Source organism: Microbulbifer mixtoriginis (SeqCode) (assembly GCF_052466765.1).
In genome coordinates, this window is record NZ_CP174289.1 from 341734 (window position 1) to 361175 (window position 19442).

18 protein-coding genes are annotated in these 19442 nt (G+C 52.0%); 5 read left to right on the forward strand and 13 right to left on the reverse strand.

Annotated features, from left to right (window positions below; genetic code table 11):
- Positions 1–407: 407 nt before the first annotated feature.
- The 10 genes from ACJJIV_RS01440 to ACJJIV_RS01485 form a co-directional block, all read right to left on the reverse strand.
- Positions 408–1304: an SMP-30/gluconolactonase/LRE family protein gene (locus ACJJIV_RS01440; RefSeq protein WP_444890473.1), complete on the reverse strand. Its 897-nt coding sequence runs from the start codon at positions 1302–1304 to the stop codon at positions 408–410.
- 116 nt (positions 1305–1420) lie between these two features.
- Positions 1421–2794, reverse strand: coding sequence for a glutamate decarboxylase (gad, locus tag ACJJIV_RS01445; protein WP_444890474.1), 1374 nt, complete (start codon positions 2792–2794; stop codon positions 1421–1423).
- Between the two features lie 14 nt (positions 2795–2808).
- The gene (locus ACJJIV_RS01450) at positions 2809–4326 is read right to left on the reverse strand and encodes an amino acid permease (RefSeq protein WP_444890475.1); all 1518 of its coding nucleotides are present in this window, start codon (positions 4324–4326) and stop codon (positions 2809–2811) included.
- A gap of 134 nt (positions 4327–4460) precedes the next feature.
- The gene (locus tag ACJJIV_RS01455) at positions 4461–5264 is read right to left on the reverse strand and encodes a class I SAM-dependent methyltransferase (RefSeq protein ID WP_444890476.1); all 804 of its coding nucleotides are present in this window, start codon (positions 5262–5264) and stop codon (positions 4461–4463) included.
- Positions 5265–5299: 35 nt separating this feature from the next.
- Positions 5300–5668, reverse strand: a complete 369-nt coding sequence (locus ACJJIV_RS01460) for a SpoIIAA family protein (protein ID WP_252085700.1) — start codon at positions 5666–5668, stop codon at positions 5300–5302.
- A 77-nt stretch (positions 5669–5745) separates the two neighbouring features.
- Positions 5746–6306 (reverse strand): hypothetical protein, encoded by a 561-nt coding sequence (locus ACJJIV_RS01465; RefSeq protein WP_444890477.1) that lies wholly within the window; start codon positions 6304–6306, stop codon positions 5746–5748.
- A gap of 291 nt (positions 6307–6597) precedes the next feature.
- The gene (locus tag ACJJIV_RS01470; RefSeq protein ID WP_444890478.1) at positions 6598–7053 is read right to left on the reverse strand and encodes a hypothetical protein; all 456 of its coding nucleotides are present in this window, start codon (positions 7051–7053) and stop codon (positions 6598–6600) included.
- Between the two features lie 340 nt (positions 7054–7393).
- Positions 7394–8041: a YiaD family glycine zipper/OmpA-like lipoprotein gene (locus tag ACJJIV_RS01475; RefSeq protein WP_252085697.1), complete on the reverse strand. Its 648-nt coding sequence runs from the start codon at positions 8039–8041 to the stop codon at positions 7394–7396.
- A gap of 675 nt (positions 8042–8716) precedes the next feature.
- Positions 8717–8944, reverse strand: coding sequence for a SlyX family protein (locus tag ACJJIV_RS01480; protein WP_252085696.1), 228 nt, complete (start codon positions 8942–8944; stop codon positions 8717–8719).
- On the reverse strand, positions 8941–10086 hold the full coding sequence (locus ACJJIV_RS01485) for a serine hydrolase domain-containing protein (protein ID WP_444888868.1): 1146 nt from the start codon (positions 10084–10086) through the stop codon (positions 8941–8943). The genes ACJJIV_RS01480 and ACJJIV_RS01485 overlap by 4 nt, the downstream gene beginning before the upstream one ends.
- Positions 10087–10195: 109 nt before the next feature.
- On the opposite strand from ACJJIV_RS01485, the gene ACJJIV_RS01490 reads away from it, so the two are divergent.
- Positions 10196–10660, forward strand: a complete 465-nt coding sequence (locus ACJJIV_RS01490) for a PaaI family thioesterase (protein WP_252085694.1) — start codon at positions 10196–10198, stop codon at positions 10658–10660.
- Positions 10661–10711: 51 nt separating this feature from the next.
- On the opposite strand, the gene ACJJIV_RS01495 is transcribed toward ACJJIV_RS01490, so the two are convergent.
- Entirely contained in the window at positions 10712–11545 is an 834-nt protein-coding gene (locus tag ACJJIV_RS01495; protein ID WP_444888866.1) for an ion transporter, read from the reverse strand.
- 186 nt (positions 11546–11731) lie between these two features.
- Between ACJJIV_RS01495 and yciH the strand changes: the two genes are divergently transcribed.
- Positions 11732–12055 carry a stress response translation initiation inhibitor YciH gene (gene yciH, locus ACJJIV_RS01500; protein ID WP_252085692.1) on the forward strand — a complete coding sequence of 108 codons (324 nt, stop codon included), beginning with the start codon at positions 11732–11734 and terminating at the stop codon, positions 12053–12055.
- Between the two features lie 34 nt (positions 12056–12089).
- Here the strand turns inward: yciH and ACJJIV_RS01505 are convergent, their stop codons facing one another.
- Together ACJJIV_RS01505 and ACJJIV_RS01510 are read right to left on the reverse strand one after the other, a co-directional pair.
- Positions 12090–14630, reverse strand: a complete 2541-nt coding sequence (locus ACJJIV_RS01505) for a hypothetical protein (RefSeq protein ID WP_444890479.1) — start codon at positions 14628–14630, stop codon at positions 12090–12092.
- Positions 14631–14819: 189 nt separating this feature from the next.
- Entirely contained in the window at positions 14820–15470 is a 651-nt protein-coding gene (locus ACJJIV_RS01510; protein WP_444890480.1) for a TetR/AcrR family transcriptional regulator, read from the reverse strand.
- Positions 15471–15685: 215 nt separating this feature from the next.
- On the opposite strand from ACJJIV_RS01510, the gene ACJJIV_RS01515 reads away from it, so the two are divergent.
- The 3 genes from ACJJIV_RS01515 to ACJJIV_RS01525 all read left to right on the forward strand — a co-directional run bounded on the left by ACJJIV_RS01515 (position 15686) and on the right by ACJJIV_RS01525 (position 19434).
- Complete coding sequence (locus tag ACJJIV_RS01515; protein ID WP_444888864.1) at positions 15686–16579, forward strand: SDR family oxidoreductase; 894 nt, start codon at positions 15686–15688, stop codon at positions 16577–16579.
- Complete coding sequence (locus ACJJIV_RS01520; RefSeq protein ID WP_444890481.1) at positions 16579–18186, forward strand: acyl-CoA carboxylase subunit beta; 1608 nt, start codon at positions 16579–16581, stop codon at positions 18184–18186. Before ACJJIV_RS01515 ends, ACJJIV_RS01520 begins: the two co-directional genes overlap by 1 nt.
- Before the next feature lie 81 nt (positions 18187–18267).
- Positions 18268–19434, forward strand: a complete 1167-nt coding sequence (locus ACJJIV_RS01525) for an acyl-CoA dehydrogenase family protein (RefSeq protein ID WP_444890482.1) — start codon at positions 18268–18270, stop codon at positions 19432–19434.
- Positions 19435–19442 lie beyond the last annotated feature (8 nt).

A 19442-nucleotide genomic window follows, 5' to 3' on the forward strand; every position in this document is an offset into this window, starting at 1 on the left:
TAAAAAAAACCAAATCAACGTAATAAAAAAGAAAAAAGTTATAACAATCAGGTATCAAAATATGCAAGAAAAGTTCAAATTTTTATACAGCCTCACTCAAATAAATCACGACTCACAACCACCAAGCAGTCATATTTTTTAACCTGCAAATCCTGCATCACCCAAACAAGCAACAAGAAACTAAATAACGGGGACAACAGAAAACAGCACACCAATTTAAAATAAGAAATTAAAATTTTTTAAATGGTTATATAAAGCCCACTCAGATAATTCGATAACCTTCGAGAAGAAATTAGAGAATCACAGGCTATTGACCCTGAGCAAGACTTAAACGCGAAAGGCAGTCACATTGACCAAGGAAATTTAGCAGCTAAGACCAATCAACCCCACTGTTTCATTATTAAAAATTATTGTCCCCTAGATAAATCTTGTATCTTAGGACGATAGAGGTATCTACCTCGGCAGGGCAGACCAAACCACTCCAGGCAACCAGCATCTAAAACTGTCACCACTGCCCCACCCTTTTGATCTTCACAAAAAGCGATATTGGTGGGGCGCTTCCCGCAAGTCGGAATGCGCTCAGCCACCCTGCCATCGTGATCTAAAACGCTCACATCACCCTGACCAAATACGGCACAGTAAAGGCGGCCATCATCACCAAAAGCCATTCCATCAGGCCCAATAAATTCTTCTGGTGATCCCAGGTTAACATTGCCAAATAGCTCAGATTCACCGGGGGCTGAGGAGCTGAGATCGTAGCGGTAGATATTTCCTGTTAGGGTTTCTGCCACATGCAGTAAGTCATCGGCATCAAATGCAATGCCATTTGGGAATAACAAACCCGTATCTACTAAGCGTAATACGCGGCCATTACGAGGGTCAATTTCAAATACCCGCCCATCATAATCACACTTTCGGAAGTCAGGGCGGATTGCCTGCCCCTCAACAAAGCTATCCGGATCAATGCCGGAGTCTGTCATATACAGCAAACCATTTCGACCAAATACCAGGTCATTGGGCCAAAGATAGGGGCGTTCTGCAGGTCCCTGATAAGTATTGAGGACTGTCCCATCGGGCCTCATGTGTACCAGCTTTTTCCCTCCGCCTCCCGCTATCCAAAAATTGCCATCGCCATCGATCGCCATACCATTGGGCCGCCAGCCGGGATGGCCGACCTGATGATATCCTCCACATATATCAATGCAACTAACACAATTCCGCGCGCTCGACATTTCAGCAACGAATATCTGGCCGTCAGGTAGGCAGACCGGGCCTTCCGGTTCTTGCAAGTCACTGTTCAGCACACACCTTTCCATAGGATTTACCGTTGGATTCAATCTTCTCTGCAGAACAATTTAAGTCACTCTACTTTTTTACTCATCGATTATTTAAATAATCATTACAGAGATACCTCAAATTCTTAACATTTACTCGCCGCTACCTTATGAGGATCATGCAATTTTGGTGGAGTGGCATTACCCCCATGCTGCTCTAGCCACTCACACGCATGGATAATATCGTCAGCAAGGCCTTCAATCGCATTCAGATTAAGGTGTGGGCGCACTACAATACGCAAGCAATTTACCGATTGAGCATTAGGCGGCATGGAATAGGCGGATAATACCCAGCCGCGTTCACGTACCTTGTCAGATATATCGTATTCATTGAAGTTGGTATATTTAGAATTCAGGGTCATCGACACTACAGGTATACGCTGGGTTTTATTCATAATTTCGAAGTAGCCACTTTTTACTAGACGATGGCGTAATAGCTGCGCATTCGCCAAAGTGTGCTGCATAATATCTCTATAACCTTCGAAACCGAGACGAATAAAGTTGTAGTATTGGTAGGCAACCGGTGATGCATTCCTGCTGAAGTTCAAAGTAGCCGTAGGCATCTCTCCCCCCAGGTAATTGACATAAAACATCAGATCTTCATCAAAAACAGAACACTCGCGAAAAATCACCCAGCCCAGCCCCGGTGGCACCAAGCCAAACTTATGCCCCGACGCATTAATAGATTTCACCCGCGGCAAGCGAAAATCCCAGTGGTAGTTGGGGTATAAGAACGGGTTTACAAATCCTCCAGAGGCGCCATCAATATGCATTGGGATATCATGACCTGTTTTCTGCTGGTAGCGGTCTAACCAGTTATGGATAGCGCGAAAAGCGTCGTCTTCTCCTGTGAAAGTCTGCCCGGCAATCGCCACCACCGCGATGGTATTTTCATCTACCAGATCATCCAGATGTACGCTATTAAAGCGGTAATGCCCAGGTTTTAGGACTGCTATGCGCGGTTCCACATCGAAATAGCGCATAAATTTTTCCCAGACAATTTGAACATTGGCCCCGGTAACCAGGTTTGGCTTGGAAGTATCCTTGCCTGTCTTCTCTCTCTTTTTGCGCCAGTTCCATTTATGAGCCAATCCCGCCAACATACAGGCCTCAGAGGATCCTATAGTTGCAGCACCATAGGGCTCCACTCCTTTAGGCCCATTCCACAGTTGATGCAGCCAGCGCACCATACGCGCTTCCATAGCAAATAACTGCGGATACATATCGTGGTCGATATAATTTTTCAGGTAATGTTTTTTAGCGACATCGAAAGCTTCTGGCTCGGTAAATGTAGTGACAAAAGAAGAAAGATTCATGGCCGGCTTGGCATCAGACCAGGTCTCACTGGTAACAATCGCTTCCGCCGCATGCGCAGAGATACTCCCCTTGGGGAAATGATCCTCAGGGATATCCTCATTGTATTCATCGAAAAACATATCGAATGGCGACTTTTGCTTCACGACCGACCTCCTTGTCACTCGTTAATGTCTGAAAAAGATTGCTGCTTATGCCCACCCTCTTTACGCCAGGAAGGCTTACGCCAGTAGAAAATAAATAGCGGAATAGTCACCGTAATAACAATCCCGGAAAAGACCAAAGCTACATACAGTCTGGGGTCACTCACTGACAGCTGCTGAGGAGGAAAAAAGGACACCAACAGCGCAAAAGAAACTGCGGCCATGCCAGTGCCTGCAGTAATCCAAACGCCGGTGATACCACCGGGAATTTTAAAACCCCTGGGAAGGTCTGGCTGGGTGTAGCGCAAACGGATAACCGCAGCAAACATCATTAAGTACATAATGATATACAGGCTTATCGCCATAACCGAGATCAAAACAAAGGCGGTCGACACATTATCCACCAGGATATAAATCGATGAGATGAGTAAGACAATCAGGCACTGGGCGTAAAGGATATTTTTCTGTACGCCGCGAGCATTTTCCCGCTGAAACCAGGGGGGCAGCATGCCATCCTGGGCCGTGGCCAATAGCCCTCTGCTGGGACCGGCCAACCAAGCCAGGGCTCCCCCGAGGGCACCGTAAGCAATCAATCCCGCCAGAATCTGAACCGGCCAACCAATACCCAGCAACTGGGAAAACCCCTGACCAAACGCTGTGAATAATCCCGTCTCTATAGATATCTGTTGATAGGGAAGGATGGCAGAAATGGCGAGCGCCCCAAGCGTAAAGATCAGAAAAGAAACGGCAGCGGCAATGCCAATAACCACCGGATAACCACGGCGGGCATTGGGCATTTCGGAGACATGGCTGGCCTGGGCCTCAATTCCGGCGAAAGAGAGCAGTATCCCCCCAAGAAAGGCTACTGCACCGAGGCCGGTAATATGGGGAAACCAGCGTGGATGTACTTGCCCATCTTCCCTTACGGCTACAGCCGGGTCGGTAGCGGTTTCCCAGCCCAAGGGGTTTCCCATCACCACCCAGCCCACTGCCAGGGCAATAAGAATCAAACAAGGCATTAATGTGCCCACCAGGAATCCATACTTGGTGACTACCACCAGAAACTTGGTTCCCGAAAGGGCGACAGCAGTGGCAATAAGGTAGGCAACGATACAGAAGCCGCCGATATAGTAGGTATTACTGGCGAGATTCTGCTCTCCGAGCGCATAAGCAATAGCGGCTGCGGCAAACCCCAACTCGGTGGGATACCAGACCACACACTCCACCCATTGCAACCAAATAGCGACAAAACCCATCTTGGGCGTAAAAGCCTCTCCCACCCAGGTATAAACACCGCCGGTGCGATCGGAGAAAGCACTGCCCAGTTCGGCTGCCACCAGTCCAGCCGGAATCAAAAATAAAAGGGCGGAAATGCCGATGTAGAAAAACATCGTCATCTCCTCCTGCGCCATCATGGGCAAATTACGAAGGCTGGTTACGATCGTTGCCGCGGTGAGAAAGCCTAGAGCGCTGGCAGAGAATATTTTACGGTTGGATATATCTGGCTGCTGCGATTCGTCGATGTTACGCCTCACAGCTACCCCTCCACTCTATCGGATTAGGCACTTAGCGAATGACTATCTGCCAGTGTAGATAAGCTAGACAATGACTTAAGATGTAGAAAATCCAAAAATACTAGTAGGTGCCAACTCTATTTAAAATCCGCCTATTACCCCGGCACACCGTGCTTGGTGTAAATATCGAAACGCCCTGACTTCCCTTCAAAAGAAAGCATTGGCTTTTTATCTGCAAGATATGGTGCCAGCTTGGGACGTTTGACCACGGTGCGGTAATAACAGGCCCTGAGTGCTGGCTCTAGCAGATCGTCCGCATCCAGGTCCTCTCCAACCAAGTGATGAAAAGCCACCATCTCTTTTTTTACCTTGGCACTTTTGCCCCGGGGCGGAAACATGGGGTCCAGATAAACAACCGGCCAAGATTCCTCAGCCTGCTGAGCCAACCAGTCTGCGGCCGGTGCAATATCATCGGCCAAAGATAAAAGCCCAGCAATGGCGGCCAATTCCGGGTCGGCAGTGGCAGCCTCCTGCAATCGCCGCAAACCATCCTGAAGGAGCAAGCGCACAACCGGATTGCGCTCAAGCATCTTCACTTTGCAGCCCAGAGTCGCCAGGACAAAAGCATCACGGCCCAACCCGGCAGTGGCATCCAATACGCGAGGGTAAAAACCAGGGCGCAAACCCACAGCCTTGGCAACCGGCTGGGCTTTACCCCCACCATATTTGCGTCGGTGCGCCAAAGCCCCACCAACGAAATCAACAGAAACTGGCCCCGGTGCTTTGCGCCCGGTCGCACAGAGTTGCAACTGCTCTCCACAAGCTAATACTTGGGGAACCTCATTAATTTCGCTGGGGGAAGCAACTCCCAAACAGGGAAGGTTGAGTTGACTGGATAATTCCTGGGCGTTGGGCAGGTCTGCGGAAGTCGTCGCAATAATGGCCAAGACTGGACTCACCGGCACTCCATATAACAGTTAAACGGTGCGCGATGCTAACCCGGATTTTTTAACCATGCCAGGGCTTCAGGATAATCATTTAGGGGGAAAGGCCGAACCTCCGCACTGATAAAATGGCAAACCAGGTGCGGCATAAATTTCAGAACCGGATTGTCTGACACCACCGCAATCCTCTGGATATGCTTCTCGTGATTATGTACAAAGCGAAAATGCGAGACCATCGCGACAAAATTTTCCCAGCCGGCAAAATCTTCAGCGTCAATCAGTAAACCCTCTATCCTGCCCTGCTCGCGAATAATCGGATCTATTTTTTCTGCCAGCTGATGAAAATCCTCTGCGGTAAATTTTCCACGCGGCCGAACCTGTAAAACGGTATGTCCCTGTAGCCACTTATGTTCGATCATTTTGCACAGGTTGCGGGCCGCCTCAACAGGTGGCCCGCAATATCTCCTTATTAACTGAGTATCTAATAATCCTTTTACTAGGGCTGGTCTTCGTTGTTGTCCACGCCCTGATCCATCTCACTATCGCCTTCCGGTGTAGTGCTATCCATATTGTCTGCACCTTCCACAGCTTTCTGGGCCTCATTGGCAGCATCTTCCGCTACGCTGCCCGCTGGGGTATCTGAATCTGCATTGGGAGTATCTGCAGAGTCCCCTTCTGCGCCAGGCTCACCAGGACGCCCACGAAGAGCACCCTCGGCGCCAACATCCCCAGCATCCCCTGTCGATCCAGCCCCCATAGTATCCGGGCCTTCCCCACTGCTGGAGCCACTCCCCCCAGGCGGTGTTGGATCTGTCTGCCCAGAGCCCTGTGGCATCTGTGCATCGGGGTTACCCATACCGTCTGGTGGCGTGGTAGTACTATTGGGGGTAGTTGAATCACTTCCGCTGCCAGGTGGCTTGGAACTGTCATTCATCTGCTCACTATTGGGAGTGTTCATCGAATCGTAGGCTTCCTTGGCCTTATGTTCGCCGCTACGCGACATAAAATATCCGATGATCAGCAGCAGGATGATCAGTGGAATCAATAGCTTCTTCATAAATCGACCTCTCGACCCCAGGCAGTTACAAGAATTGCGCTCTTGCTTGGCCAGCCCCCAGGGTTCTGGGAACCTACTTCCGCGCGATAATCGCTGGCCTTGCAGCCTCTTGACGCCGAAGCAAAGGAAGTTCAACTTCAATCGGCCAAAGAAGGTGGCGCCAATAATGATAAGAATAACCCGGCATGAGGGTTCTTCAAGGCACGGGGGTTACGCAGAAGAGTCTGGATTGCTGTAACTGGCCCGCGACTTACAACCGAATATTCTAATGAGTGTGGCCTTTTGGAGAAATCAGCCTTGGGAGCTGAATTCATTGAGCTCAGCCAACAGTGCCTCAGCCTCCGATTCAACAACCGCGGAATCACAGCTCTGCAACTGCAACCTGCCGTAGCTATCGAGCCTGGCAAAAATCAGATAGCGCTCGCCCTTTTCAAGCTTCTTGTCGCAATATTCCAATCCCAGGCGAAAGGTAATTTGATCCGCCACAATACCTTTCCAGACCTGGCCTGGCACCGCGGAATAGACATAACCTGAAATCGCCGTGACACCCGGCTCCGAAAGGGCGCTGTCTACATCCCGGTGAATACCTATGACCTCCACCTGTGCCACTACGGCAGCCGCGCCAAATCGGACCTCCAGGTTAGTGCTGGATTCCGCCATTTGCTCCTGCCAGGCAAAAACCTGGATGGCCATTAGCACCAAGGCAAAGACCCATAAGGATTTCCATTTGAACAGGCGATGACTCACGGCTTTGCTCCACTATTTACTTATTAGTAGATGTAGAGATAGCACAGCCAACCAGCCAATCGCCGGGTTTTTTAACCTTCAGCTATGCACCGGAATCATTTGTCGGAGCAAAACTTATATGGGTGCAAAAAACGTCCGGGGTGTCCGCTAGAACCTTGTGCAACTCAGTGCCTAATAGAAATCGAAAGGAGAGAATTTATACAGAGGGAAGTGTTTCAACTGGAATTTTATTAGTTGAAAAAGAAAAGTAACTTCACTGCGTACAAGACTTCCACCTGGGCTTGGGGTTATCAAGACGCAGTGATTGACAGTGCAGCCGTTTACCCGCTGCACAAAGTGTTTACAGAGGCAGTAACTCCAACTCAACACGACGGTTGGCCTGACGGCCAGACTCAGAACTATTGCTGGCCAGCGGGTAGCGCTCACCATAACCAACAGCCTGTACGCGGCCTGAAGAAACGCCGTTATGGCTGAAGAAGCTCGCCACAGAGTTAGCCCGCTGTTCACTCAGGGACTGGTTATACACGTCGGAACCAGTACTGTCGGTATGACCACTCACGCGGATGGCGGTCTTATTAAACTCCTGCAAAACTACCGTTACGGATTCGAGCGTGTCATAGAAATCCGTGCGAATATCTGAGCGATTGGAACCAAAAGTGATGTTGCCCGGCATGATCAGGCGAATGTTGTCCCCTTCACGTTGGACTCGTACACCACTGCCTTCCAGACGCTGGCGCAAAGCCATTTCCTGGCGATCCATGTAGTAACCGATACCGCCACCAATCGCGGCACCGCCCAGAGCACCAGTCAGAGCTCCCTTCTTGCGGTCTTTCTTACTCGCTGTTGCCACGCCGACAATAGCACCTGCTACGGCGCCTATTCCGGCCCCCTTGGCGGCATTACTGGTTTTGCTTTCACCGGTGTAGGGGTCCAGGGTGGAACAGCCTACCAGTGAGCCCATAGCGAGAATTGCTACCCAATGTTTCATTATTGGTTCTCCTAACGCACTTTTAATAAATGGGTATCGGGACGCACTGAACCCAGTGCTCCATCACAGTGCCGGCATTATCCAGCTAAAAGCTGACCGGCGGCTGAATCAACCCAACCAAATTATGTGAAGATTACGGCGAAGCCATTACCAGTTCTATTGACCAGTCCCCATTGCAAGCATCGAATTTCCAGCTTGCGGCACTTTCGCACTAAGTTGCTGCACAAAAAGTAAACGCTGCAAACTTCTTCCACAGCTTCTGTGGATAACTTTGTGCATTAATAAACGAAGGTCCCCGCCAGGCGGCATTGACTCTCGCTTACAGCGATTTGTTTATTTTTTAAACTCCCTAGTTTTCTCTTTAAAAACAACGAGTTATAGGCGACGGAAGAAATTATGTACCAGCTGGGCCGATAAATACTAGAGCGCCAGTTAGCCCACTATTGAGTGTGGAAAAGTTTGTCAATAGCAAAGACGATACAATACAAAATTTTTTAGACGCTTTAATACTTAAGGCAGCGCCGAAGTGACATCGAGTTATTTTCAATAAATTTTGGCGATGCCTGTCGACATAAATTTCATCAAAGCCGGCAAATTTGTATTTCTGCGCCAGCATATTATTAAGGCAATCAAGTGGCGTGCCCGCCTACTTTATTGCCCTACTTTTAATGTTCCTCAGTAATGAGGGGGTTTTTCGTCGACTGGCTTGCCGCCAGCCTGCATTTCAAAGGTCAGCGCGCTGTACTTCTCTCCAAGCTCACGCATTCTTGCTACTACAGAGCGAATATCCGCATCTTGGCGCGCAATGACATCATTCAATTGAGAAATCGTATCTTCCTGAAAAGCCAAGCGAGTCTCCAGCTCGTCGATTCGCTCCATCAGTTTTAAAACGTCTTCTGTCATTTCAATAATCCGTACAGAGTCTCGACCAAACTAACCGCGCGCCGATCCATAAACAGGCTCTGCCCCAGTCGTGTAGTGATATAACCCACCCCCAGTCCCTGCTCCGGATCGGCAAAGCCGACGCTACCCCCAGCACCAGGGTGACCAAAACCTTGCTTTCCACCAAAACGCAGATCGGCCGCCTGAGTACTACGGATAAAGCCACAGCCAAAACTCACCTCAGCCTGCAATACTTTATCCCGCCCACGGCTCTGCTCTCGGGAAGCCTCATCGACCCATTTTTGCCCCAGGGTAATTGGATTTCCCCCCGCCAGGTCCCCATAAACTGCAGCAAGATCCCGCGCACTGAAATGGCCATTGGCTGCAGGAATCAGGGCACCGCGCCACTCGGGGCTATTGGTGCCCATCATTAAGCTAACGGGGTTGCTAAACGCCATGGCCACGGGGCCTTTGCGATCCTCTTTAATTGCCCGGCCAATGGCATTCTCACGCAACTCCGGCAATGGCTGTTTCAATGGGCTCACATCGGCAATTCGGCTTGAACTATGCCCCAGCGCACCAAAGCCGCCATCGAGATTGAGGGGTTTGGCTAGCATTTCCCGATAAAGTTCCAACAGAGGTTTTTCAGCAACCCGTTCGATCAGGCCGCCCAGGCTCCAGCCGTAGAGAAAAGGCGCATACCCCTGTTCACTACCCGGCTCCCACCAGGGGGCTGTTTCGGCAACCGCATCGCAGGCCGCTTGCCAATCGTAAATAAGACTGTCTTTAACCCGCTCGCGAAAAGCGACCAAACCACTGCGATGGCTAAGTAATTGTCGCGCGGTGACAGATTCTTTGTGCTGTGCAAATTCCGGCCAATAGTCTGCAACCGGGCGATCCAGATCCAGTTTGCCAGCCTGCACCTGCTGCATAGCCAGCAGTGCCAGTACACCCTTACTGGATGAAAACACATTGACCAGAGTCTCTTCGGTAAAGGGTTGCTCCCCATCCCGATCGGCGCTGCCCGCCCACAGGGAGCAGATCAACTCGCCATGCTGGCGCACCGCGAAGGCGGCACCGGTATCTCCACACTCGCGAAAATTCTTTGCGAAAGCCTCGAACAGGGCTTCAAAACCGGGGGCGCAAAAGCCGTATATTTCCATGTATCTAGGTCCAAATAATTTGGGTAACTCTATTGCAGGTCCGCAAGGTTAGTTTCTTCCCCTCCCTGGCGCAAATCGTTACTATGCGCGTCCACAGCGAGGGATAGTTATGACTGAGCAAATCGCCATTCAGGATCAGATTCAAGGCAACCACTGTTTTGGCTGCGGGCCAGACAACGACCAAGGCCTGCGTATTAAAAGCTATTGGGTAGAGCCGGATAAGTCCCGCTGTCTATTCACTCCCAGCCCTTACCACAATGCAGGGCCCGCCCAATATTTGAACGGTGGCATTATCGCCACAGTCATCGATTGCCACACTGTGTGTACCGCTATCGCCGATGGCTATCTGCAGGCTGGTCGCAAGGTAGGTAGCGGAGACAAGATCTGGTTCGCCACCGGCAAGCTGGACATAAAATACCTGGCTCCCGCCGCTATTGATCAACCAGTACTCTTGGAAGCCACCATTGTCGAGCGCGGCCCCAAGAAAACTATCCTGCACTGTGAACTCAGCAGTGACGGGCGCCTCTGCGCTAAGGCCGACGTGGTCGCGGTACGTGTACCCGACGAATGGTAATCCGCAAAAATTTGGGTTAGCGGGAGCCTCTGTGAGGCACCCGCAATCAAATCAAACCTCTTCCACTTGTAAAGACGGCTCGAGCCGGTAACCACAAAACTTGCAAAACTCAGCATCTGGATCATGGACACTGCGCCCGCAGTTGTTACAGCGGTGATGCTTGCGCTCGCGATGCATTTCACCGGCCAGCTCTGCAGTCAAAATTCCGGTGGGTACAGCGATAATTGAATAACCAATCAACATGGTCATGGCCGCTATCGCCTGACCCAGTGGCGTATGCGGAGAGATATCCCCGTAGCCAACCGTGGTAATCGTTACAATGGCCCAGTAAACACTGGTGGGGATGCTGGTAAATCCATTTTCCGGCCCCTCTACCACAAACATCAATGAGCCGAAGATGACGCACATCACTAGTACGCTGGAATAAAACACCAGGATCTTTCGCCGGGCCAAACCCAGGGCCCGCAGTAGCAGGTTGGCATCCTGTAAATAACGCACCAGCTTCAATATCCTGAAGATTCTCAACACCCGCAGCAAACGGATTACCAACAGGTAGGTTGCACCGGTATACAGAAGAGCCAGATAGCTAGGCAGAATTGCCAGCAGATCAACAACACCGTAGAAACTGAAAATATACTTGCGTCTGTTTACTGAACAATAGATACGGGCGGCATATTCCAGGGTAAACAGCCCGGTAAAAAGCCATTCCAATGTGATCAGGAGCGTGCCGTAACGGTCAGCTATTGGTCCAATTGAAGCCAGTAGTACCAGTGCCACACTAATTAAAATTGCCCAGATCAAAAACACATCAAAGTTGCGCCCTGCGGGCGTCTCGGTGCCAAAGATCACTTCATTGAGCAGTTTGCGACGTCCAGTCAACGCCATGGATCAACCTCTTCTACCAGCTACCAAGGATTTGCGCTCAAATTTTACCTGCTGGGGGCTGGTGGGTCGCCCCCTATTCCACCCTCATCCAGATATTCGGCCGAGACCTCTTTGACTTCCCCCACGCCTCGGGCACAATCGCGCCCCAGTTACCCTGTGCAACAATTTTTTGGAGAGCGCCCAACCATGGCCAAGGAGAACCGTCTCGTTTATTCCACCGACCGCGGTCGTATCAAAGAAGAGCCCGCAGCAGAGAAGCGTCACCAGGGTGATGGGATTGTGCGCATCCAAAGAGAGACTAAAGGACGCAAGGGCAAAGGCGTTACCTGTGTGCGTGGCGTGGACGGCACCGATGGTGAGCTGAAGTTACTACTGGCGGAATTGAAAAAACGCTGTGGCTGCGGTGGTGCCCTGAAAGACGGTGTGATCGAAATCCAGGGCGACAAGCGCGCGGAAATCAAAGCGCTATTGGAATCCAAAAACTACAAAGTGAAGCTTGCCGGCGGATAGAGCCTGGCGACAACTCATTGAATACCAACAGGCACTAAACCGCTTGCAGGAGACGTAAAGGATTCACTTCCAGCTGCCCTTCTCTATGCAGACAACGTTGCAGCAGGGCCGCCAGCTGGATTTGATAGCGCTCCAGAATTACCGTACTTGCATAGTTACAGCGGGACTCCATAGTACGCACCACGGCCAACGCCTCCTGGTGGCGCTGCGGTAGCTGTTGCAATGGCTCGCGCTTTGCCTTGATACAAAGCGCGCTATCCAAACCCTGGGCTTTTAATAGCTCCGAAGACTCCACTGTGGCAAAGGTCGCATCCAGCTCTCGAGCGGAGAGGGCCAGGTATTTCTGTACCAATTCCCGCTCGGCAAGACCTGGGGATAAGCGGCGTGAGAATACAGAGAGACTGGTGCTGTACCCCGCAAGGCGCTCGAGGTGTGTGGCCAGAGCGTCGTAGGCAGCCAACTGGCTAAGCATTCCCCTTGCCTGCTGGCGCTCCCGTGCCGGCATAGCGACTAAAGCCAAGCACAACCGTTGGTAAAACACCGAGTAGATCTTCTGCAGCTGACGCTCGATTTCCTCCAACTCAGACCGCTTTAACGCCGATGCTTCCTGCGCCGCTGCGAGGCTTGCGCTATTCAGAAAGTATTCCTGTGGCTCGATACGCACCTTGGCCCGAATCAGCGCCGCGCCAAGTTGCACCGACACCATAAGCTGACGTGTATTCTCGCGTTGTTCCCGGAGTTCACGCAGCTCAATGAGCTTGCTCCTTAGCCAATTGATACTGGCCTGTAAATCCATCGCCTGCATTTCCTGAGTCGCAGGCCTGCGTAGTGGCAGCAGGTTGAGCGGCGGCAGACGGTTAAAATAAACATCCAGGATCTGTAACGCCTCCTCCGCTTCGCGACTGGCACAAAGTAATCGGCGATTCTCCACAACCTGACAGTCCGACGCGCCAGCCTCCCCGCTGACCTCACTGGCCAACTTGGGAAAATCGGCAAAAAGCTCCGTGCAGCCAAGCTCCCGTTGTAGACGCCCACTAATATTGCGCTTTTGAACCACCTCAATACGCTGTAGATCCGCCGCCTCAAAAACATCCCAGGGATCACTGGCCTGAGCCATCGCGAGCTCAATGGTATTACTGGTTTCCTCATCCAGATTGTTCAGTGTCCAGGCTACAGCGGCAGGGATGTTCTCAAAGCACTGCCCCACTGCCGAGGCCTCGCGGGCAGTCTCGGCAACCATTAGGTCGGCATGCACCAGGCGATGCCAGTTCCCGGCAAATTCGGCAAAAGCCCCACTGCCAATCAAGTCGGCAGCCCAGAAATCAGCCCGGCATTCCAGATAGCGTGCACTGCCCCGAGTGACAATACGGTGCAGATTTTCTAGCCGCTCAATCAATGGCAATAGAAAGTGGCCACAAGTTGCCAGTAATTTATGCAAGGATTTCAGCGGACCCGGTTCCCCGCTTCGGTACAACACACTTCGATCATTTTCCAGTGCCCACTGCATCAGCTCCAAGCGCCTAACGCCATCTAACACTAGCCAGGCCAGTAGCCCATTGAGTTTTCCCTGATAAAGGCCAAGGCTGCGTGCCACTAACGCCAGGGTATCGCGGCCACTAAGGGAAGCCACACTGGCCAGGCCCAGGTTTAACCGCAATTCCTGACGCATCACCTCAGAAAACCTGGGCTCGCAATAAATACGAGCGTCTGGGCTGACTATCAACTCTTGCACCCTGGGCAGTTTCGTTGCACTAGACAATTGCTCAAGTAAGGGCAATAAATCTTTGTTGTCCGCTTGCTTCAGAGGGACTTCACCAGGCCTTGGACGCATTTCTCGAGGGAAGCAAAAATAAGGTAAAGCGACCAGCAACAATAAAAAAATAAAGACTGCCGCCCCCCCTAGACTGATGAGTAAAGTGCCCCCAGTTAACTCCCCCTGCCAAACTGCCAAGGGTGTTTGCCAGAGCAGTGCACCGGCACCATAAAGACACAAAGCTCCCAAGCCGATAAAAATTGTAGGTACCGTTAAAGCAGGGAGTAATCCGAAAAGCACTCGCCAACCCACTGTAGCCAGCTGCGTTTTTCTATTGCTGAAGAACGGCCGCTTTTCATTGGCTTCAGGCTCTGTTGCCTGTGGTTTAACCTTTTCGGAATCCAGAGAGGGGGCAACGCTTCCTTTGGCATTGCTCACCGAAAGTGGTTTCTCTACCTCTTGCTCTCGTGCAGTCCCAGCCTTGGTTGCATCTGTCGAGGCCGTACTTGTCGGCATCTTTTCTGCTGCATTGGCCTTGCGCCGTTGGGCCACTTTGATTTTTGCAATCAGCTGTTGGTTATCGAACTTTCCCGCAGGACAAACCTCGGCACGAAGACCGATCTTGTGCAGCTTGGCCCTGTACTCCAGGGCCTGTGACGATGCCAGGCTGTCTTTAATCACCCAGCCTTTTAACAGTAATCTGCGAGCCTGGGCCTCAGGAACCGAAAATAGTTTGGCGATATCCCGAGTCACAGCCCCTGCTTCTTTGGCGTGGAGTGTCCTTCCCGTGGAAACCACCTGGTATAAATCCTGGCCCGCCATTCCCTTCTCCTGTCACCAAGTGACACTTATTGTCACATTCTTATCATCTTGCGCGCAGGGTAAAAGATTCGGAGAAAAACAGGTGCGCACCAGTTCTCAGGAAATTCTTCAAAAGAGAGAAATTGGCAGGAAAGGTGGCAAAGTGCACAGTTTTAACGGCACCCTGCCAGTAACTCGTATTGTTAACGCTTAGGATTTGGGCGCGAAGATTTGATAGGCCCGATCGGCGAGCTCGGGAATGGTCAATCCATTTTCCCTGGTTTTAAACCAGCTGTAGGTATGGCTCAATGCACCAACCATAAGTCGGCGCACCACTGTAGCATCCCCACCTGGGCAACGGGCGGAATTGATCGCATCCAGCCATATTTGCTCGTACTCATCGCGCAGCAACAACACCTCTTTCTGGCTTTTATCTGACAGACTACGCCACTCCATTACCAAGATGGAAAAGCCCGGCACCGCCCGCTCGTGAATCGCCTCAAGCTCAGACTGAATACAGGCCCGCAGTCTTTCCTGAGGTGACGCGGCCTGCTCCACCGCACTACGCATACGAGCACTGGCGAAAATAGTTACCTCCTTCATCACCTCGCAGAGAATCTGCTCTTTGCTGGAGAAGTGATGAAAAATACTGCCAGACAGAATGCCCACTTCCGCCGCCAGGTCTCGCACAGTAGTACGTGAAAAGCCCTTTTGCTCAAACAGGCGCGCGGCAGCATTGAGCAAACGCCCCCTCGGGGAGGCCGGGTCTGTAAGCTCTCCTGCCTTTACCAGGGTTCCAATAAGTTGCTGTGGCGACATAGCACCTTGCACCTCTACCACCACTTGTGCGCCCTCTTGCACGAAACACTCCCAATGCTTTGCTTTCTTTTTTGCTTTGTTTTGCAGACTAATCGGCAACCTAACAATCACACAATCAAAAAGGCGCCAACCCTTGAATACCAAGCGCTTGCTTGGTAGCGTTAAGCTATTCTGCGTTTTCCCACACGCAGGCGCAAGCGCCAACAAGAACAATAAAAACTGAATAGGCCTTAAAGGCCCAAGAAAAGGAAACTTTCATGCGCTATCAAAGCCAGCTGCGCTCAGGCAGCTTTAGCGAGCAAACCTATATCGTCACCGGCGGCGGCAGTGGTATTGGCCGCTGTATCGCCCACGAACTGGCCAGCCTCGGCGCCCATGTTGTATTGATTGGGCGCAAACTGGACAAGCTGGAAAGGGTTGCCGGTGAAATCAATAACGATGGTGGCGAGTGCAGTTTGTTCAGCCTGGATATTCGCGATGAAGAGGGTGTCCAGGAAACGGTTGGGCAAATTGTCCAGGCCCGAGGCCAAATTCATGGGCTGGTGAACAATGCCGGTGGCCAGTTCCCCTCCCCCCTTGAGCAGATCAACACAAAAGGCTTCGATGCTGTTGTACGCAGTAACCTGCTCGGTGGATTCTTAATGTCCCGCGAAGTTTTTGTGCAGTCGATGAAACAACATGGCGGCAGTATCGTAAATATCACCGCAGATAACGCCGGCGGCATGCCAATGATGGGCCACTCCGGTGCCGCTCGCGCAGGCATGGAAAATATTACCGAAACCGCTGCATTGGAGTGGGCGCCATTTGGCGTTCGAGTTAACGCCGTGGCGCCAGGCTATATTCTTTCCAGCGGCTTTGATACTTACGACCCCAAATTCCTGCGCGAGCTACTACCGGGCTTCCGTAACAGTATCCCCCTCTACCGATTGGGAGAGGAAGCGGAAGTTAGCGGGGCCGTGTGCTTCCTACTTTCCGATGCGGCCAGCTATATCACCGGACAAACGCTGCGTATCGATGGTGGCTCCAGCCTCAAGCACCACTCTCCTCTTTGGCAGCCACAAGCCGCGAACAACTCTAAACGCTTTAATGGATTCCACCGCAAACGCCGGCCCCAAGTTGTTGAAGAGCTGGAAGCAGAGGGTAAGCTCTAATGCAGCCGATTGATTCCCAGCTCGACAACCGCTCGGCAGAATTCAATGACAACCAAGCTGCCATGCTGGAGCAAATCAACCAGTTTCGTGAAGCTGAGCAACGCCCGGTTCAAGCTGAAAAAAGTAAGGCGGCCCGCTATCGTGAACGGGGCTGGCTGCTGCCACGGGAGCGCCTTAATTTGCTCCTCGACCCCGGCGCCCCTTTTGTCGAACTGTGCTCCCTCGCCGGCTATAAATTGTTTGACGACCAGGATGGTACCGGTGCGGGTGGCGGTGCCATTTGCGGCATCGGTCAAATCAGTGGTCGACGCTGTATGGTTCGGGTTGATAACTATGCCGTAAAAGGCGGCACCATCTCACCAGCCGGGATGGATAAAGCCCTGCGAATGCAGCGGATCGCTCTGGAAAATCATTTGCCGGTAGTCGCCCTGGCGCAAAGTGGTGGCGCCAACCTGATGTACGCCAGCGACACTTTTGCTCCCGGTGGGCGGGGTTTTGCCAACCAGGCGCGAATGTCCGCCGCCGGTATTCCGCAAGTTACTGTGGTACACGGCGGCGCTACTGCCGGCGGCGCCTACCAGCCGGGCCTGTCAGATTATGTCGTTATGGTGCGCGGGCAAACCGGTATGTACCTGGCTGGGCCGCCGCTGCTGAAAGCTGCCACCGGTGAAATTGCCGATGCGGAAAGCCTCGGCGGAGCGGAAATGCACTGTACCGAGTCCGGCAGTGGCGATTACTTAGCAGAGAACGACGCCGATGGTATTCGCATAGCAAGAGAGATTGTTGCCGCACTACCCTCACCCATTAAAAGCTCAGTACAAAAAGATTACCGAGACCCACTGCACCCTATCGACGACCTGCTCGGCCTGATTCCAGCAGACAGCAAAAAGCCCTACGACGTGCGCGAAATTCTAGCTCGTATCGCCGACGGCTCCGCCATGCTGGATTTCAAGCCGGAATTCGATCGACAAACCGTGTGCGGCCATATTCGTATCGAAGGCTTCCCTGTGGGAATTATTGGGAATAACGGCCCGATCACCCCCAAGGGCGCCAACAAAGCCGCGCAGTTTATTCAGTTGTGCGAACAGAGTGGCACGCCACTGCTGTTTTTGCATAACACCACCGGGTTTATGGTGGGTACCGAGGTGGAGCGCAACGGCATCATCAAGCACGGCGCCAAAATGATTCAGGCCGTGGCCAATGCCAGCGTACCAAAACTCAGTATTGTCGTGGGCGGTTCCTACGGGGCCGGCAACTACGCCATGTGCGGTCGCGGATTCGATCCCCGCTTTATTTTTGCCTGGCCCAATTCCCGCACCGCAGTTATGGGCGCAGCCCAGGCCGGCAAGGTAATGCGCATCGTCACCGAGCAAAAAATGCAACGCAGTGGCAATGTGGATGAGACAGTATTGGACAAATTGGAAAATGACACCAGCGCATTTATGCATGGCAATTCCGATGCTCTCGCCTGCAGTGCACGCCTCTGGGATGACGGCATTATCGATCCCCGCGATACACGCAAACTTTTAGGCATGTTGCTAGAAATTTGCAATGAGGCCGAGCAGAGAAAACTCAATAAAAATACCTTTGGCGTAGCTAGGTTCTAACGAAAAACCGGGGCAACAAGGAAGTGCGGTTGCCCATTAACACAATCACCGGGTTCACACTTCAAGGCAGGGAAAACAATAATGATATTTAGCGATCAACACCGGGAACTGCAGCGCACTGTACAAAACTTTGTACAGCAGGAAATCAATCCCAATGTGGCGGAATGGGAAAAGGCCGGCCGCTTTCCTATCCACGAAATTTTCCAACAACTGGCCAGCCTGGGCCTGCTGGGCATCAGCAAGTCCACAGACTTCGGTGGTCTGGGTCTCGACTTCAGTTATGAAACCGTTTTTCTCGAGGAGCTGGGCGGTGCCCACTGTGGCGGCGTGCCTCTGTCGATTTCGGTACAGACTTCCATGTGTACCCCTGCCCTGGCCAACTTCGGCAGCCAGGACCTCAAAGAGCAGTTCCTGATTCCCGCTGTGAGTGGCGAGATGATCGGTGCAATTGCCGTTTCCGAACCCGGCGCCGGTTCCGATGTTGCTTCGATTAAGACCACCGCCAAGAGCGATGGCGACGACTATGTGATTAACGGCAGCAAGATGTGGATCACCAACGCCCCCTGCGCCGATTTTTTCTGCACCCTGGTCAATACCAGTGAGGGCAAAGCTCACAGCAACAAATCCCTGGTCATTATTCCGGCAAAAACGCCTGGTGTACGCATCGGCGAAAAACTCGACAAATTAGGCATGCGCTCATCGGAAACCGCTCCCATCTTTTTTGACAATGTGCGAGTGCCCAAACATTTCCGCATCGGCGATGAGGGTGCCGGATTCCTATTGCAGATGCTTCAGTTTCAGGAAGAACGCCTCGCCGGCGCCGCGCTGAACTTAAAAGGCCTGGAGCACTGTGTAACCAGCACCATCGACTATGTGCGCGAACGCCATGCCTTTAAAGCACCATTGATCGACAATCAAACTATCCACTTTGCCCTCGCAGAAATGCAGACCGAAGTGGAATGCCTGCGCTCTCTAACCTGGCGCGCGGTGGAAGCTTATGTGGCAGGTGAAGATGTCACTACCCTTGCTTCAATGGCCAAGCTCAAGGCTGGTCGCCTGTCCCGCTCTATTCCCGATCAGTGCCTGCAGTTCTGGGGTGGCATGGGCTATATCGAGGAGACTGTAATCAACCGCGCTTACCGGGATAGCCGTCTCACCGCTATCGGCGGCGGTGCAGATGAAGTAATGCTCGGCATTATCTGTAAGCTGATGGGCATACTGCCCAGCAAACGCAAACCCACCGCGTGAGGTCAGGC

Bases quoted from the DNA above. Each gene is read 5' to 3' on its own strand.
- ACJJIV_RS01490 (WP_252085694.1), top strand. From the start codon at position 10,196: ATGACTGAGCAAATCGCCATTCAGGATCAGATTCAAGGCAACCACTGT.
- ACJJIV_RS01480 (WP_252085696.1), bottom strand. From the start codon at position 8,944: ATGACAGAAGACGTTTTAAAACTGATGGAGCGAATCGACGAGCTGGAG.
- ACJJIV_RS01485 (WP_444888868.1), bottom strand. From the start codon at position 10,086: ATGGAAATATACGGCTTTTGCGCCCCCGGTTTTGAAGCCCTGTTCGAG.
- ACJJIV_RS01460 (WP_252085700.1), bottom strand. From the start codon at position 5,668: ATGATCGAACATAAGTGGCTACAGGGACATACCGTTTTACAGGTTCGG.
- ACJJIV_RS01520 (WP_444890481.1), top strand. From the start codon at position 16,579: ATGCAGCCGATTGATTCCCAGCTCGACAACCGCTCGGCAGAATTCAAT.
- ACJJIV_RS01475 (WP_252085697.1), bottom strand. From the start codon at position 8,041: ATGAAACATTGGGTAGCAATTCTCGCTATGGGCTCACTGGTAGGCTGT.
- yciH (WP_252085692.1), top strand. From the start codon at position 11,732: ATGGCCAAGGAGAACCGTCTCGTTTATTCCACCGACCGCGGTCGTATC.
- ACJJIV_RS01525 (WP_444890482.1), top strand. From the start codon at position 18,268: ATGATATTTAGCGATCAACACCGGGAACTGCAGCGCACTGTACAAAAC.
- ACJJIV_RS01495 (WP_444888866.1), bottom strand. From the start codon at position 11,545: ATGGCGTTGACTGGACGTCGCAAACTGCTCAATGAAGTGATCTTTGGC.
- ACJJIV_RS01465 (WP_444890477.1), bottom strand. From the start codon at position 6,306: ATGAAGAAGCTATTGATTCCACTGATCATCCTGCTGCTGATCATCGGA.
- ACJJIV_RS01505 (WP_444890479.1), bottom strand. From the start codon at position 14,630: ATGGCGGGCCAGGATTTATACCAGGTGGTTTCCACGGGAAGGACACTC.
- ACJJIV_RS01515 (WP_444888864.1), top strand. From the start codon at position 15,686: ATGCGCTATCAAAGCCAGCTGCGCTCAGGCAGCTTTAGCGAGCAAACC.